This window comes from Bacillus sp. S71 (assembly GCF_016625265.1).
In the GTDB taxonomy this organism is placed as follows: domain Bacteria; phylum Bacillota; class Bacilli; order Bacillales; family Bacillaceae_G; genus Bacillus_A; species Bacillus_A cereus.
Genome location: NZ_JACVUW010000006.1, coordinates 1 through 14,418, shown reverse-complemented (window position 1 = coordinate 14,418; position 14,418 = coordinate 1). Strand labels below are relative to the sequence as shown.

Sequence of the window (14,418 nt, the reverse complement as noted above, 5' to 3'; positions counted from 1 at the left end):
TCTCCTTTATATCCGAAATATATTATATGTGCAACTTCTTAATGGAATAAGAAGGGTGCATTAAAAGTATCTGTTAAGGTGTCCAGAGAAGATTAGGAAACCGAAACATACAACGTGGAACGTAATTACAATCGCAAGGATGCGTGTGAATTTATTGTTGGGCCAAAACTTATGCTTCTTGTTTTTTCGTTCGAAAATATCGAATAAAATAAACAGTGCGGCATGATATAGACCATAAATAACATACTGCGCAACAGCGCTTCCTTGGATATGCCAAATTCCCATAATGAAAAAGTTTAAAAATGCACCGATATACGAAATTGTGTAACGGTTCTTAATTAACTTTTTCTTCGTTGCAAAAAAGACGAAACGCATGTAAATAAAATCACGGAACCAGAATGATAAACTCATGTGCCAGCGGTTCCAGAAGTCTTTAATATTACGACTAAGGAATGGCTTATTAAAGTTTTCTGGCGTTTTAATTCCCATCATATAACTTACACCAATTACAAAAGAGCTATAACCAGCAAAATCAAAGAATAGATATAAGCTATAGCTATACATGTAAATCATATTTGAAAAGATTGTATCGTGTTGAGCGAATGCTGGATCCATACAATATTGCTTTATTAAGTAAGCAATAATAAATTTATACAAGAAACCTTGGAAAATACGATTTAGTCCTGTATATAGTAAATTTTGATATTCTTCAGCGCTAGGTGGCTTTTGAATATCTTTTTGGAATCTTCGGTAACGATCGATAGGTCCTGTTGAAATCGCAGGGAAGAATAAAACGAATTCCCAGAAGTTAAAGAAAGAAAGCTCTTTAATTAAACCATCACGAACTTCAAATACCATTTGAACTGCTCTGAATGTTACGTAAGATATACCTAGAAAAACAACAAGTTTTAACTCAGGTAATAACGATGCAAATGGTGCGATTTTTGCCAAAATAAGAGGCAAAATCGATAAAATAACAGCTATGCAAAATGTGAATGTACTATTATTTTGTTTTCTTAAAATTAAATAGCCTTTAATAAGGACATATTGCCAAATAATAAATGCAGCTAACATCATTGCTTGCTTTGGTTTATCTGAGAAGATAATAGCAAGCATGACTAATGTTAAAACGGCATTATATTTACGCAACATTTTACCTTTTAATCCAGCTATGATAGTAGGTATTAATAAAATGCCCACTATAGCGAAAAAATAAAATGATCCATATGCGGTCATGCTGTAACCTCACTCAATAATTTTTTGCGATCTACCTTTCCATTTGGTGTCATTGGAATAGAAGATTGATACATGAATTTACGTGGAATCATGTAGTTTGGTAATCGCTCATTGAGTTCTTTTTTGATTGCAGATGTTAATTTGAATTCTTTTTCAAACGAATGCTCCCCAGGAACAACAACCGCTAATAAATAATCGTATTTCTCACCTTTTTTAATTGGAACGATAACTGCTCCTTCTACGTAAGAACACGCACGAAGGTGATGCTCAATTTCTTCTAATTCCATTCGATAACCATGCAGCTTAATTTGGAAATCAAGACGACCATTATAGAATAGAAGACCATTTTCAACATAGCCAGCATCGCCTGTTTTATAGGCACGCTCACCGTCAATCATAGTAAATGCTTTTTCTGTTAATTCAGGGCTTCCTAAATATCCAACGCTTACGCTTGGACCGACAATTACGATTTCACCTTTTTCACCATCAGGTGCAATCGTGCCATCTTCTTTCATAATAAGAAGGCGACAGTCTGATTTACAATAGCCAACTGGAAGTGATTTGTATTGATCAAGCACTTCTTCTGTCACGTGAATACCTGTTACAGCGACAGTAGCTTCTGTTGGACCATACGTATTCATAATTGTTGCTTTCGGGAAACGCTCAATTAATTTTCTAGCTACTTCATTTGGTAACACTTCACCGCAGAATAAGAATGTTTTCATGTTCGGTAGCATATTCTCAGAGAAAGATGCTTCCATTAAACACATTTCAGCGAAAGAAGGTGTGGAAGTCCATACTTGAATATCCGATTGCTCTAAAGAAGCAAACAAGTCTTTTGGACGCGCAATCATATCTTTATCGATTGCCCAAAGTGTACCACCTGTTACTAATGATGGGTAAATATCCATAACAGATAAATCGAATGAGAAAGGTGCTTGGTTTAAGAATACTTGCCCTGTTTGTAAGTTGAAATCTTCTACAGCCCATTTTGTAAAGCTAACAAGGCAGTTATAAGTAATCTGAACCCCTTTCGGATTACCTGTGCTTCCTGATGTGTAAATAATGTAGAAGTTCTCATCACCTTTTACCGCATGTTCAGGATTTGGAGTGTTCCCTTTATGAGTAAAGAAAATATCTTTTAAGTTGTCTTCACTTACGATGCGAACTGGTAAATCAGTTACAGTTACTGCTGTTGCCGATAAAAGTAATTTCGCACCAGAATTTTCAGCAATACGTTGTACACGATCAGCTGGGATAGATAAATCTACAGGAATGTAAGCATGTCCAGCTTTTACACATCCTAAAAAGTTAATAATCATTTCAGGTTGCATATGGCCATACACCATAATTGGTGAACGATCGTCTGGATACTCAGAAGAAATCCAATGTGCTAACGCATCAGAATCTTCCTTTAATTGTTTGTACGTAATTTTCGCATCTCGCCAAACAAAAGCGGTTTGATCAGGCGTTTCTGCAGCCCACTTTTCAATTTGTTCTAATAACTTCATAACGTTCCCACCCTAGAATTCATTGTAAATAAATGTACTTGTGTTTGTATCATGGAATCCATACAACCAAAGTAATGCAAATAAAATTGCAAGATAATAAACCGTCTTTGCAACCCATTGTGTGAGTGGTCGAGACCATATCTCTTTTAATCTTTCCATGTCTTTCCCTCTCTTAATGAAATAATAGCTCTTTGTAGGTATCATGTCCTACATTATTGTGAAAAAAACAAAATCCCACATTTTAGGTAAAAATAAGTCAAAAGGCTCTTTTCTGATATTAGCACTAAATACTAAAAAAGAAAATCCCTAACTTAGCAATTATATTACATTCAGCATGAATTTGTAATGGGTTTGACATGTAAATAGAAAGTGGATTGTGTGAATACATAAAAGTGGACTATAAGAATACGTAAAAATGCAGTATTTGTTTTTATTAAACATTTAAGACGGAGTAAAATTTAAAATTTCTAGTTCTTTTGAAAAGGAGGAAATTATCATGAATAGAGTGTGGAAGAGTCTAATTTCGGAAGAAAATATCGTGAAATGGAGAAGGCATTTTCATAAGTATCCGGAATTATCATTTCATGAAAAAGAAACTTCGCAATTTATATATGATACACTATGCTCATTTTCTTCTTTTGAAGTAACGAGACCGACGAAGTATAGTGTACTAGCAATTAAAAGGGGTGTGAAGCAAGGGAAAGTAATTGCGATTCGAGCTGATATAGATGCTTTGCCAATTCAAGAGGAGACAAGTAAATCTTATACATCTGTGAAAAAAGGAATGATGCATGCATGTGGGCACGATGCTCACGCAGCTATATTATTAAGCACTGCAGAGGTGCTTAATAATATGAAGGAAGAGTTTGTAGGAGAAATTCGTCTATTCTTTCAGCATGCAGAAGAAGTATACCCTGGTGGTGGACAAGAAATGGTTGAGGCTGGTGTTATGGACGGTGTTGATTATGTAATAGGTTTACATGTTATGTCTGGCTTGGAAAGTGGGAATGTAGGAATTGTATATGGACCGATGATGGCAGCACCAGACGTATTTACAGTTGAGATCCAAGGCAAAGGAGGGCATGCGGCGCGGCCAGAAGAAACGATTGATCCTATCGCTATCGGAGCGCAGATTATTACAAATCTACAACATATCGTATCTAGAAATACAAGTGCTTTCATGCAAAGAGTCGTTTCAGTTACGCAGTTTCATGGGGGAGTGGCTGACAATATTATTCCTAGTACAGCAACTTTAATGGGAACTGTTCGTTCATTTAATCAAGCATTGAGGGTGGAAGCAGAAGGGAAAATCGAAAAAATTGTGAAAGGAATTACAGAAGCACATGGAGGATCGTATACATATACGTATCGATATGGATATGATCCGGTTATTAATGATGAATATATTACGAAAATAGTAGAAGAAAGTGCACTACATTTGTTTGGGAATGAGCGTGTTGTGAAGCTTGAACCTTCTATGGGTGGGGAAGATTTTTCAGCATATTTAAGAAAAGCACCTGGTTGTTTCATTAAATTAGGAACAGGTAATGAAAATATATATACTTGTTATCCACATCATCATCCGAAATTTGACGTGGATGAATCAGCATTAATTTGTGGAGTGGAGCTATTCTTAGAGACTACTATAAGATTACTAAAATCATAGAAAAACAAAAAAAAGGCAACTGCGCTCTATCGCAGTTGCTTTTATTTCTTTCCGTCAGAGAGGGCTGAGAAAGAACTATGCTCATTTATAGTATATGAATAGCTAACGGACAAGCTTGTACATTTTAATCATTTTTTTAAAAATAGTTGTTGACATTGATAATCAATGTCAATTAATCTAAATATAGTTGAAATTGATAATTATTATCAATAGGATGGATGCGACATGTTAATGAGAAAAAAATTTCACCTTCTACGGAGGGGATTAAAAGATAAAAATAAAGATGTTGATCAGCATATGGAATGGCAACGAAATGTAATTCGGTCTGAATATGTAGATGAGAAGAAGAGCATTCAAACAGAAAAAGAGATACAAAGTAAAGGGAGAGGTTCAGTTGAGTAAGTTAGTAATGATTTTTGCAAGTATGAGTGGAAATACAGAGGAAATGGCTGACCATATTGCCGGCGTAATTCGTGAAACAGAAAATGAAATTGAAGTTATTGATATTATGGATTCACCAGAAGCTTCTATATTGGAACAGTATGATGGAATTATTTTAGGTGCATACACATGGGGAGATGGTGATCTTCCTGATGATTTCTTAGATTTTTATGATGCAATGGATTCTATTGATTTAACTGGGAAAAAAGCGGCAGTATTCGGATCATGTGATTCGGCTTATCCGAAATACGGAGTGGCGGTTGATATTTTAATAGAAAAGCTACAAGAGCGCGGAGCAGCAGTTGTGTTAGAAGGACTAAAAGTAGAATTAACGCCAGAAGATGAAGATGTAGAAAAATGTTTACAGTTTGGAGCCGAATTTGTAAAACACCTTTCTTAATGGCAGAAGGGAGCTGAAGAGCAAGTGCATGAGAAAATCTCAATCAAAACGATGACAGATTATCATTTGTATGATTTTATGCGGTGTCCGCATAAATTTTATTTTCGTCATATAAAAAGAAGAGAACCTTCTTCATTTGAATGGCAACAAATAGCGCAAATGATTGTGAATCAAATTATTAACGAGTATTACACGCTACCTGCGGGTCAACAAACGAAAATTGTACTTTTAATATTAATAGAAAAGTATTGGAAAAAAGTAAGGATTAATATGTTTGCTTCGAAGACGGAGTACTATATTGTATTAGCGAAGCTAACGGATCACTTATTACAGTTTGTTGAAAGGGATGATAGTCAGACACCACCATTGTTTTTATACGAGAAGTTTCAAAAATATATGGAAGAGTTAGGTGTCCACATGTCATTGACATTTGAAGTTGGTGAGTGGAATGCTGAGTCGTTTGTAATTAAAAAGTATGTTGTCGATGCGGATGAGGAAATGCTTGCTCTTTGTCAGAAGCTAATGACAGTATTCAGTTATAAAGCTTTCGGCGTTCTTCCAGGAAAAATTGAAGTTATTAATTTAATAGAAGGAACTAAGTATGAGTACATTCCGAAACAGGAAGATATTATAACTGGAATGGCTGATTTATCTAGAATGAAAGAAATGTTACAGCAACCTGAGCATTATACAGAGCGTCATTTTCGTTCTGAGTGTATAAGTTGTGCGTTTCGTAGTGAATGCCAAGGGGAAGAAGTAAAGAAAGAAGCGAAACAGAAGAAAAATATAGTACATTAAAGGATGCAATTTTGCATCCTTTTTTGTTATTGACATGAAAAGCTTTTCATCATTTACGGTATATTTGTAGCAGATTTTAATAAAGTGAAACTTTAATCAGTGGGGGTCAATCGGGCTACCCGCAAATAGCGGGATAAAGGGAGGAATAATCAATGAAAGATGAAACGAAAGTATTTCAATGGTTAAAAGAACAAAATGCTCCTTTTGAAATTCAACTGCAAATTTTACAGGCATTTCAATTGTATAAAGTTATTGTTGAAATGGATAAAAAGTTAATGATGTATGAGGAGAGAGTATATAGGGAGAGAATGTAATCTCATCCCTGTAATATCGTTTTTAGTTGTTCTGTACTTGTAATGAATTCGAGTTCATTCTCTGATTCAAAGTTATAAATAATATTATGTAGTAAAGGACTATATTGATAAAAGGTAGTAATGCGGTGAATGAGTAATGGATCATGATGAGAAATAAGTGTACTGTACTGTTCATATACGGATGTAGTAAACTCATGTCCGAAATCATAATATAGTCCTGCAAAATCAAAAGCAGGATCGCCAATTTGCGCATCACCAAAATCGATAACACCTGAAATGCTTTTGTTCTGCTTGTTAAATAAAATGTGATGATGTGTAAAATCAGCGTGAATGATTGTGTTTTGAAAAGTGGATGTAGCTAAACATGCAAAGAAATTTTCAAATAAGCGATTTAAGGCTAGTTTCTGTAATGAAGTAAGGTTAGTAGTAAGATATTGGTTTAATTTTGTTTGTAGCTCTTTCCAGTAGGTACATGTTTTTTCAATAGGGAAACATAGCGTTGTAACTTGGTTTAAAGGAATACTATGTAGTGCCGCAAGGAAAGTAGCTAATTGTGTAATAATTGCTTGCAGCTCTGTATCCTCCAGCTTGGCAACTGTTTCTGTTTTTAATGGTTCACCATGAATGAGCGTATAGTAACTACAAAGAGGGATCTCATCAGATTCATTTTTATAAATTAGGTGATATTGTGGAACCTCGATTTCTTGTAGTGATTGAGTGAGAATTGTGCATAGTTCTTTTTCTAACGGAATTCGCATTGCATATTCCTGTTTTCGCGGGAAACGAAACAGTAGCTCATCATTTACTATAATTGCTACATTATCCCAACCTTCTTCATTTTGTTTATATGAATGTATAGAAAGATTAGGCAAAGCTTCTTTTATATAATGTTTGTAAGAGTCCATAATTGTTCCTCGTTTCTGAGTTAAGTTATTCTACTTTATAATATCAGAATTTTCTTTCTGTATGTTAAAATATGGCTATCATTATGAAGAAGGGCGGGAGTATTACGAAAAAAAGACTGTTAATCATTTCTCTATGTATCGCTTTTGTATTGTTTTGGTCATATAAAGAGGAGGTTTTTGCTACCTTTAAACCGATTGATCAGTACGGATTAAATAAGGAGTTAAAGAATAAAAGTATAGAAAATTTAACTCATAATGAAATGAAAAAGGTAGGAGAGCATTTTGTGACTGAACAACTATCAGTGTTTGAGTTTAATAATAAAGAAGATGTGAAACGAAAAGGTGAAGAACTATTTTTAAATAGAGGGTATGAACAATTAATGGAAAATTATTATCCAAATCGTTTTCAAGAGTTAGAGTATAAATTTACAAACGAGGAGATACGTGAAGAGAAAGATGAGAGTTTTCTCTATCAAGCTGTAGCGTACGTTGCGGGTACTGAAAATGGTAAGAGAAGCGAAATGAAATTGAATTATGAAGTGAAAATTGTAAAGGTTAATAATATATTTATGGTGCTAGAACAAAAGCAGCGCGTACAATAAAGGAAATTCATTGCTCAATAGATCATTTGGGGGTGTACTACTTAATGCGGAATAAAAAGGCCCTCAAGGAGTCAAGGACCTTTAAAGATTTTCATTTTGTTGACCAAGTTCTTTTTGAGCAATATATAAATTTCCTTGCTCCACTTGTTTAAGTGTATGAACAGAATCGCCTGCATATCCTTTTTGTGTTTTAACAGTTCTTTTGGAACGATTGGAATTTTGTTTCTTCATATAATAGGCCACCTTTCATCAAAAATAAACGAAAATGATAAGTATGAGTAATACAGCGGCGAAAATGGTAATGCCCATTAAAAACGAAGTGTTTTTATATTTAGGTGGCTTATGTACATCTTGCCGATATCCAGGTGAAATTTCAGGGGCAAATTCTTCATCGAATGATTGCTTTTTTTCTTTGTCGTCCATATGTACCCACCTTTCTTTTTCATTATATTATACGTTACAAGAAAAAATATGCATAAAGAAAACAGCCGCTTTATTATTAGCGGCTGTTTTGTGTTGTATATTTTCGTTGTACTTGAAAGAGACGGATAAGGAGGAAGGCAGCGCCAAATGCTAGACCGATAATAAGACCGATCCAATAACCTTTTGCGGCCCATTCTGTATATGTTGCTAATATGTAACCTAGTGGTAGACCTATTATCCAATAAGCAATTAAAGTCATAATTAGAGCAACATTTACATCTTTATACCCACGCAGAGCTCCTTGTACAGGGGTTGCAATTGCATCTGAAATTTGAAATAAAATCGCAAAGATAAGAAATTCTTTTGCTAAATGATGAACTTTTGCATCTGTCGTATAAATAGAAGCAATTTGATTATCAAAGAAGTAGAGAAGAATTGAATATAATAAAGCAAAGGCAAGGGCTAATCCAATTCCAATCAGTCCGTATTGTTTTGCATTATCGTAACGTTTTGCTCCAACTTCGAATCCGACTGCAATAGTCATTGCCATTGCTAAACTTAGCGGAGTCATATATAACAAGGAAGCAAAGTTCATAGCTGCTTGGTGAGCTGCAATAGTTGTCGTACTAAAATTACTCATCATGAGCGTTACCGCAGCGAAAATACTCGTTTCAAAAAAGATAGCACATCCGATAGGAACGCCAAGCTTTAAGAATGTTGTCCAACTCGAAAGAGAAGGGCGATATAATTGTTTGAAAATGTTGAAAGAGGCAAAAGGCTCTTTCGTCTGAATAATAATGACTGTAATAATTAAAATGCACCAATATGTTGCAGTGGAAGCAATTGCTGCTCCGACACCACCAAGCTTTGGGAAACCGAAGTTACCAAAAATTAATAGGTAATTTAATATTACGTTAATTGGTAATGATAGTAATGTAATAATCATCGTTGTGCGAGTTTTTCCTAATGCATCAATAAATCCACGTAAAACAGTGTAAGTGAATAAAGGTATAATTCCTATTGCAATAATACTTAAAAATTGAGCTGCAATTCGTTCCACAGGTTCTTCTAAGCGCATGCCGTTTAAAATAGGTGAAACGACGAAGAAACCGATGAGGATAACAACGAAGCTAGCACAAATTGCTAAATAAACTGCTTGTATGACAACGTGGGGAACGTCCTTTTTTTTCTTGGATCCGACGAGTTGTGCAACAATGGGAGTAGTAGCCATTAAAATTCCTGTTAATCCCGTACTAACTGGAAGCCATATACTTGTTCCAATTGCAACACCTGCTAAATCAGTTGGACTTGCATGTCCTGACATTGTTGTATCAAAAAAACTCATCGCAAATAATGACATTTGCGTTACGAAAATCGGAAAAAATAGTAATACAAATTGCTTTAACTTTTGTGAAAATGAAGTAGTTTCTTTCATAAAATCCCCTTTCCATATAAAAAAACAAACTCTTACTATCATACAATTTAATCAAAGATTAGAAAAGAAATACGCGCCTACAACATATGAAACCAATAAAAAAAGGATGCACTTTGAAAAGGGATAAGGTATTATGATAAGGTGTGAAAAAATTACATATTATTTGTTATTAAGGAGGCACTACTTGTGGCTGATTGGTTAATTGGTTTAATCATGGGTGCTGTTGAAGGGTTAACAGAGTTTCTACCAGTATCATCAACAGGACATATGATTTTAACAGGACATTTAATTGGATTTGACGATGAGAGAGCGAAAGTTTTTGAAGTTGTTATCCAATTGGGATCGATTTTAGCAGTTGTTGTTATATTTTGGAAGCGTCTATGGTCGTTAGTTGGAATAGGTAAAGTAACAGACGGACCATCGTTAAATTTATTACATATTATTATCGGGATGATTCCTGCCGGGATACTTGGCGTATTATTCCATAGCACTATTAAAGAGGTTTTATTTGGTCCAGGACCAGTTGTTATTAGCTTAGTAGCCGGTGGTATTTTAATGATTGTTGCTGAGAAGTTTTCAAAACCAAGTACAGCAAGAACGTTAGATGAAATCACATATAAACAGGCATTTACAATTGGAATGTTTCAATGTTTAGCTCTTTGGCCAGGATTCTCTCGTTCTGGTTCTACAATCAGTGGTGGTTTATTAGCTCGCGTGTCGCATACAGCGGCAGCTGAATATACGTTCATTTTAGCGGTACCGATGATGGTAGCTGCAAGTGGATTAGATTTAATTAAAAGCTGGGATGTATTAAGCTCAGCAGATATAACGCTATTTGTAACAGGATTTGTAACTGCATTCGTTGTTGCGATGCTTGCAATTGTTTCATTCTTGAAATTATTATCTCGTGTGAAACTAACACCGTTCGCTTATTATCGTTTCATTTTAGCTGCGGTATTCTATTTCTTCATTATGTAATAAAAAAACCTGCCGAGCTCGGCAGGTTTTTTTTATTTTACTATTTTTTCCACCATATTTTCCATTACATGCTCCCAAAGAGAAGTATCATCAGCTAATGTAGCACGGAAATTAGCATACATTTCTTTTTGTTTTTCTTCGAATGTTGGATCTTCTTTTTCAGGTAATGTAGCGCGCATTGAAGTTACTAATTCTTGTACTTTTGGAGCGCGTGGTCCAAAGACGGCTTGTTCATTTCCATCTTTATCAATGAAAATAAAGATTGGAATCGCACGTGCTGTTCCATTTGTTAAATATTGATCCATTAATTCTAAGTTTTCGTCGCGAATTAATAAACTCATTTCAATATTTGCAACTTCAGAAATTCGTTTCATAACAGGTACGCATAAAAGAGCATCGCCACACCAATCAGCAGTTAATACGATAACACGCCAGCCGTCATTTTGACGTTCTTCTAATACAGGAAGTAATTCATTTGGAATTAAAAAGTTATTGTAAATGTGTAGTAGCTCGTATTGGTTTACTTGCATTTCATTCACATATGTATCAAAGGACATACCTTTATCAGCCCATTGTTGTAAGTTCATAATTAACACCTCTTTAGTAAGATTTGCTTTCATTGTACCAATTTTTATATAGAAAAGCTTGTATTCTTACTCTTTCTCGTCACTTAATAATTTATTTAAGAGGAAAAAGAATAGTACGACACATAATTCAGCTATGTTGGACATTTGTACGCTTTCTATCCAATCATCAGCAGTATGAATGACGAACCAATCTAGTGTAATTTCAATGAATGAGAAAAGAGTAATAGAAATCCAATTTGGCATGTTTTGTGTTAGTGGATATAGCAGCGCTTTGAAGAAACTGAAGATGAAAAATGTAATACTGTCTAAGAAAGTGATTAATAAAAAAAAGAGAAGTAACGCAGTACGTGAACTATACTCTATACCTGTAATTTGAAAGATTCCTACATATACAAAAAATATAAATGCAAAAACTATAATGAGAAAAGGAGCAATAATACTAATGATAATCGTTTTATCTTTTAGGCTGAGATTTGAGAATTTCTCCTCCTCATGCATTAAAATACCCCCTTTTTCTGGAAGTTAACTTCATTTTATCATGAAATACATATTAAAAAACTACGAATTATGGGAAAATAAGGTGACAAAAAGTAAGATTTCATGTAAAATTATTAATAAGGTTTTTATTTAACTAAATGAAATAAAAGGAGCTGTCAAAGTTGTCTCAAAATCGAGAGCAATTAATGGAAGAACTATCGACAAATGTGTTTGCTATGTTTCGCACATTGCGTAATGATATCGGAAAAATATTCGGTGGTTACATACCGTGGAATGAATTCATCGTCCTGAGAATATTAAATCGTACGAATAAAGAAATGGTATCGCGTGTAGCAAATGAATTAAATGTGTCGAATAGTCATATTACAGCTGTTACAGAAAAATTAATTAATAAAGGTTTTGTAACTCGTTCACGTTCTACATCAGATCGCCGAGTTGTGTATTTAGAGATTACAGAACAAGGGAAAGATTTAGTTGCGAAAATGGAAGATGCGAAAAAACAATATTTACAAGAAAGATTCTCTACACTTTCAGAAGATGAAATGAATGTAATGATTTCGATTTCCAAAAAACTTATTTAAGTGATTATAAACAAGAAAACGCTTACGTGATGAAAGAGAAGATCTTCCTTATATATGGAAGGTCTTCTTTCGTGTGTAATAGATGTTAAAAAATAAAATGTGTATGAAAAAAGATAGAGCGCCATACTACTAATACAAGGAAGGGAGGGAGAAATATGACGAATCGTAACGGTAGTAAAGGGAGCGGTAATCAAGGATCACCAAAGTCCGGCCAGTTTAATCAGGAATTTAGCACTGAATTTGAAACTGGTAATGATAATAAAGGGAAAGAATATCGTTCTAAAAAAGGGAGTAAATCAAAAAAGGAGTGATCTGCCTCACTCCTTTTTTGATTTACGATGCTGCCGATTGATCAGTATTATATTTTTCTTCTGATTTTGCGACAATCATTGCGCAAATTGCATCCCCAGAAATGTTTACAGCTGTTCTAGACATATCTAGAATACGGTCAATACCGATAATTAAAGCGATACCTTCTACTGGTAGATTTACTTGATTTAAAACCATTGTAAGCATTACAAGTCCAACACCTGGTACACCAGCAGTACCGATACTAGCTAGTACAGCGGTTAATACGACCATAGCTAATTGCGGTAATGTAAGTTCAACTCCGTATACTTGAGCGATAAATACAGTTGCTACCCCTTGCATAATGGCAGTACCATCCATATTAATAGTTGCCCCTAGTGGTTGTACAAATGAGCTTATCGCTTTTGGAACGCCAAGCTTATCTTGTGCTGTTTTCATTGCAAATGGAAGCGATGCATTAGAGCTAGATGTACTAAATCCAATTGCCATTACTGGTCCGAAATGTTTAAAGAAACGAACAATACTTTCTTTTGCTAATACCTTTAATAAGCCACCATATACAAAGACCCCGTGAATAATGAGTACTAACATAACGACAATCATATACTTGAACATCGCAGCGACGCCTGCAAGCCCCATTTTACCAACGGATGAAGCGAGCAAACCGAATGTTCCAATTGGGGCTAATTTCATAACGAGATTAACGAGATACATCATTAATTCGTTGCCCTGTTCAAGTAATGAATGGATACCTTGAACTCGTTTTCCTAAAATAGCTATACCGAGTCCAATCAATACGGCAAAGGCAATGATTTGTAACATGTTTCCGTCAGCCATCGCTTTTGCTGGGTTATCTGGTACGATATTTAGCAATGTGTCGACGAAAGATGTTTCAGTTTTTGCACCTTCATACTTAAGACCTTCTGTTTTAAAATTACCGCCAGCTCCTGGTTTTATAATAAGTGCAAATGTAACCGCTATAGAGATGGCAACCGCAGTTGTTACGAGAAAGAATGAAATTGATTTTAAACCGATTCTTCCAAGTTGTTTCGGATCTCCAAGGCCGGCAGCACCAAGTACGATAGAAATGAACACAACAGGAACAACTAGCATTTTAATAAGTCGAATAAACAATTGACCAATTGGGTTGAACACATATTGATTTAGTGGCTCAAAGATAGATGGAGCGGCTAAATTTAGAGTGAGTCCAACAACTAGACCTAGAAATAATGCGATTAAGATTGCTTTTGTTTGTTTCAATAAAATCCCCCCTTTTGTTTTTGCGAAATTCCTTCCTAAAGTAATTATACCGAAAAAATACCTAATTTGACAATATTTTCTGAATTTTTAGGTTTTTTATTTAAGTACAGATAGATTGATTTTGTGTTTGGAAAATAAAATAGACCATCACATAGGATGGTCAAGGGAAGGGGACAATTTATGTCAATTTAATTAGGGATGGAAGTTGCTATAAGACACTGGGGAATGTCTTATAAATTAGGGAGGAACAACTTCGATACATATACTATAAAAGATAGGTGTGACTCTCATGTGAACATAGGGTGAAAGAGAGAGGGAGTTTTAAATAAAAGATAGAAAGACAAAAAAATAAGACCATCATTTATAAGATGGTCAAGGAAGGGGACAATTTATGTCAATTTAATTAGGGATGGAAGCTGTTCAAAGACACTGGGGAATGTCTTATAAATTAGGGAGGAACAACTTCGATACATA

General features: G+C 34.7%; 19 protein-coding genes. 9 read left to right on the top strand and 10 right to left on the bottom strand.

Going from position 1 to position 14,418, the window contains the following annotated elements; translation table 11 throughout:
- Positions 1-60 precede the first annotated feature (60 nt).
- Genes dltB through IBT51_RS15140 form a run of 3 tightly spaced genes read right to left on the bottom strand, consistent with a single transcriptional unit; the run spans position 61 to position 2,906 of the window.
- Entirely contained in the window at positions 61-1,236 is a 1,176-nt protein-coding gene (gene dltB, locus IBT51_RS15150; RefSeq protein ID WP_089170677.1) for a D-alanyl-lipoteichoic acid biosynthesis protein DltB, read from the bottom strand.
- The gene (gene dltA / locus IBT51_RS15145; RefSeq protein WP_000770502.1) at positions 1,233-2,747 is read right to left on the bottom strand and encodes a D-alanine--poly(phosphoribitol) ligase subunit DltA; all 1,515 of its coding nucleotides are present in this window, start codon (positions 2,745-2,747) and stop codon (positions 1,233-1,235) included. Before dltA ends, dltB begins: the two co-directional genes overlap by 4 nt.
- A 12-nt stretch (positions 2,748-2,759) precedes the next feature.
- Positions 2,760-2,906: a teichoic acid D-Ala incorporation-associated protein DltX gene (locus IBT51_RS15140; RefSeq protein ID WP_000440293.1), complete on the bottom strand. Its 147-nt coding sequence runs from the start codon at positions 2,904-2,906 to the stop codon at positions 2,760-2,762.
- Positions 2,907-3,243: 337 nt separating this feature from the next.
- Between IBT51_RS15140 and IBT51_RS15135 the strand changes: the two genes are divergently transcribed.
- The 5 genes from IBT51_RS15135 (at position 3,244) to IBT51_RS15115 (ending at position 6,366) form a co-directional block, all read left to right on the top strand.
- Positions 3,244-4,413 (top strand): amidohydrolase, encoded by a 1,170-nt coding sequence (locus tag IBT51_RS15135; RefSeq protein WP_043936097.1) that lies wholly within the window; start codon positions 3,244-3,246, stop codon positions 4,411-4,413.
- Between the two features lie 225 nt (positions 4,414-4,638).
- Entirely contained in the window at positions 4,639-4,815 is a 177-nt protein-coding gene (locus IBT51_RS15130) for a hypothetical protein (RefSeq protein WP_000929009.1), read from the top strand.
- On the top strand, positions 4,808-5,254 hold the full coding sequence (locus tag IBT51_RS15125) for a flavodoxin (RefSeq protein WP_000041153.1): 447 nt from the start codon (positions 4,808-4,810) through the stop codon (positions 5,252-5,254). The genes IBT51_RS15130 and IBT51_RS15125 overlap by 8 nt, the downstream gene beginning before the upstream one ends.
- Positions 5,255-5,278: 24 nt before the next feature.
- Positions 5,279-6,052 carry a hypothetical protein gene (locus IBT51_RS15120; protein WP_029441796.1) on the top strand — a complete coding sequence of 258 codons (774 nt, stop codon included), beginning with the start codon at positions 5,279-5,281 and terminating at the stop codon, positions 6,050-6,052.
- A gap of 152 nt (positions 6,053-6,204) precedes the next feature.
- Entirely contained in the window at positions 6,205-6,366 is a 162-nt protein-coding gene (locus tag IBT51_RS15115) for a hypothetical protein (protein ID WP_000651086.1), read from the top strand.
- Positions 6,367-6,368: 2 nt separating this feature from the next.
- Here the strand turns inward: IBT51_RS15115 and IBT51_RS15110 are convergent, their stop codons facing one another.
- Positions 6,369-7,271 carry an aminoglycoside phosphotransferase family protein gene (locus tag IBT51_RS15110; RefSeq protein ID WP_200458389.1) on the bottom strand — a complete coding sequence of 301 codons (903 nt, stop codon included), beginning with the start codon at positions 7,269-7,271 and terminating at the stop codon, positions 6,369-6,371.
- 83 nt (positions 7,272-7,354) lie between these two features.
- On the opposite strand from IBT51_RS15110, the gene IBT51_RS15105 reads away from it, so the two are divergent.
- Entirely contained in the window at positions 7,355-7,873 is a 519-nt protein-coding gene (locus IBT51_RS15105) for a biotin transporter BioY (protein ID WP_098125911.1), read from the top strand.
- A gap of 81 nt (positions 7,874-7,954) precedes the next feature.
- On the opposite strand, the gene IBT51_RS15100 is transcribed toward IBT51_RS15105, so the two are convergent.
- The 3 genes from IBT51_RS15100 to IBT51_RS15090 form a co-directional block, all read right to left on the bottom strand.
- Positions 7,955-8,104 carry a hypothetical protein gene (locus IBT51_RS15100; RefSeq protein WP_000744623.1) on the bottom strand — a complete coding sequence of 50 codons (150 nt, stop codon included), beginning with the start codon at positions 8,102-8,104 and terminating at the stop codon, positions 7,955-7,957.
- A gap of 18 nt (positions 8,105-8,122) precedes the next feature.
- Positions 8,123-8,296 (bottom strand): hypothetical protein, encoded by a 174-nt coding sequence (locus tag IBT51_RS15095; protein ID WP_000341062.1) that lies wholly within the window; start codon positions 8,294-8,296, stop codon positions 8,123-8,125.
- Positions 8,297-8,372: 76 nt separating this feature from the next.
- Complete coding sequence (locus tag IBT51_RS15090) at positions 8,373-9,731, bottom strand: MATE family efflux transporter (protein WP_200458388.1); 1,359 nt, start codon at positions 9,729-9,731, stop codon at positions 8,373-8,375.
- Between the two features lie 186 nt (positions 9,732-9,917).
- On the opposite strand from IBT51_RS15090, the gene uppP reads away from it, so the two are divergent.
- The gene (gene uppP / locus IBT51_RS15085; protein WP_000796253.1) at positions 9,918-10,709 is read left to right on the top strand and encodes a bacitracin resistance undecaprenyl-diphosphatase; all 792 of its coding nucleotides are present in this window, start codon (positions 9,918-9,920) and stop codon (positions 10,707-10,709) included.
- Positions 10,710-10,741: 32 nt separating this feature from the next.
- On the opposite strand, the gene IBT51_RS15080 is transcribed toward uppP, so the two are convergent.
- Together IBT51_RS15080 and IBT51_RS15075 are read right to left on the bottom strand one after the other, a co-directional pair.
- Complete coding sequence (locus IBT51_RS15080) at positions 10,742-11,329, bottom strand: thioredoxin family protein (protein ID WP_002040836.1); 588 nt, start codon at positions 11,327-11,329, stop codon at positions 10,742-10,744.
- A 33-nt stretch (positions 11,330-11,362) separates the two neighbouring features.
- Positions 11,363-11,794 carry a regulatory YrvL family protein gene (locus IBT51_RS15075; protein ID WP_078400644.1) on the bottom strand — a complete coding sequence of 144 codons (432 nt, stop codon included), beginning with the start codon at positions 11,792-11,794 and terminating at the stop codon, positions 11,363-11,365.
- 161 nt (positions 11,795-11,955) lie between these two features.
- Here IBT51_RS15075 and IBT51_RS15070 point away from each other — a divergent pair, with 161 nt between their 5' ends.
- Both IBT51_RS15070 and IBT51_RS15065 read left to right on the top strand, forming a co-directional pair.
- Positions 11,956-12,375 (top strand): MarR family winged helix-turn-helix transcriptional regulator, encoded by a 420-nt coding sequence (locus tag IBT51_RS15070; RefSeq protein WP_000081434.1) that lies wholly within the window; start codon positions 11,956-11,958, stop codon positions 12,373-12,375.
- A 155-nt stretch (positions 12,376-12,530) separates the two neighbouring features.
- A complete protein-coding gene (locus IBT51_RS15065) occupies positions 12,531-12,686 on the top strand; it encodes a hypothetical protein (protein ID WP_000184928.1) in 156 nt (51 codons plus the stop codon).
- Positions 12,687-12,708: 22 nt separating this feature from the next.
- On the opposite strand, the gene IBT51_RS15060 is transcribed toward IBT51_RS15065, so the two are convergent.
- The gene (locus IBT51_RS15060; protein ID WP_000814809.1) at positions 12,709-13,944 is read right to left on the bottom strand and encodes a dicarboxylate/amino acid:cation symporter; all 1,236 of its coding nucleotides are present in this window, start codon (positions 13,942-13,944) and stop codon (positions 12,709-12,711) included.
- Positions 13,945-14,418: the final 474 nt, after the last annotated feature.

Coding starts and splice junctions, on each gene's coding strand:
- IBT51_RS15065 (WP_000184928.1), top strand. CDS start 12,531: ATGACGAATCGTAACGGTAGTAAAGGGAGCGGTAATCAAGGATCACCA.
- IBT51_RS15100 (WP_000744623.1), bottom strand. CDS start 8,104: ATGAAGAAACAAAATTCCAATCGTTCCAAAAGAACTGTTAAAACACAA.
- IBT51_RS15105 (WP_098125911.1), top strand. CDS start 7,355: ATGAAGAAGGGCGGGAGTATTACGAAAAAAAGACTGTTAATCATTTCT.
- IBT51_RS15075 (WP_078400644.1), bottom strand. CDS start 11,794: ATGCATGAGGAGGAGAAATTCTCAAATCTCAGCCTAAAAGATAAAACG.
- IBT51_RS15095 (WP_000341062.1), bottom strand. CDS start 8,296: ATGGACGACAAAGAAAAAAAGCAATCATTCGATGAAGAATTTGCCCCT.
- dltA (WP_000770502.1), bottom strand. CDS start 2,747: ATGAAGTTATTAGAACAAATTGAAAAGTGGGCTGCAGAAACGCCTGAT.
- IBT51_RS15080 (WP_002040836.1), bottom strand. CDS start 11,329: ATGAAAGCAAATCTTACTAAAGAGGTGTTAATTATGAACTTACAACAA.
- IBT51_RS15115 (WP_000651086.1), top strand. CDS start 6,205: ATGAAAGATGAAACGAAAGTATTTCAATGGTTAAAAGAACAAAATGCT.
- dltB (WP_089170677.1), bottom strand. CDS start 1,236: ATGACCGCATATGGATCATTTTATTTTTTCGCTATAGTGGGCATTTTA.
- IBT51_RS15110 (WP_200458389.1), bottom strand. CDS start 7,271: ATGGACTCTTACAAACATTATATAAAAGAAGCTTTGCCTAATCTTTCT.
- IBT51_RS15135 (WP_043936097.1), top strand. CDS start 3,244: ATGAATAGAGTGTGGAAGAGTCTAATTTCGGAAGAAAATATCGTGAAA.
- IBT51_RS15090 (WP_200458388.1), bottom strand. CDS start 9,731: ATGAAAGAAACTACTTCATTTTCACAAAAGTTAAAGCAATTTGTATTA.
- IBT51_RS15140 (WP_000440293.1), bottom strand. CDS start 2,906: ATGGAAAGATTAAAAGAGATATGGTCTCGACCACTCACACAATGGGTT.
- IBT51_RS15130 (WP_000929009.1), top strand. CDS start 4,639: ATGTTAATGAGAAAAAAATTTCACCTTCTACGGAGGGGATTAAAAGAT.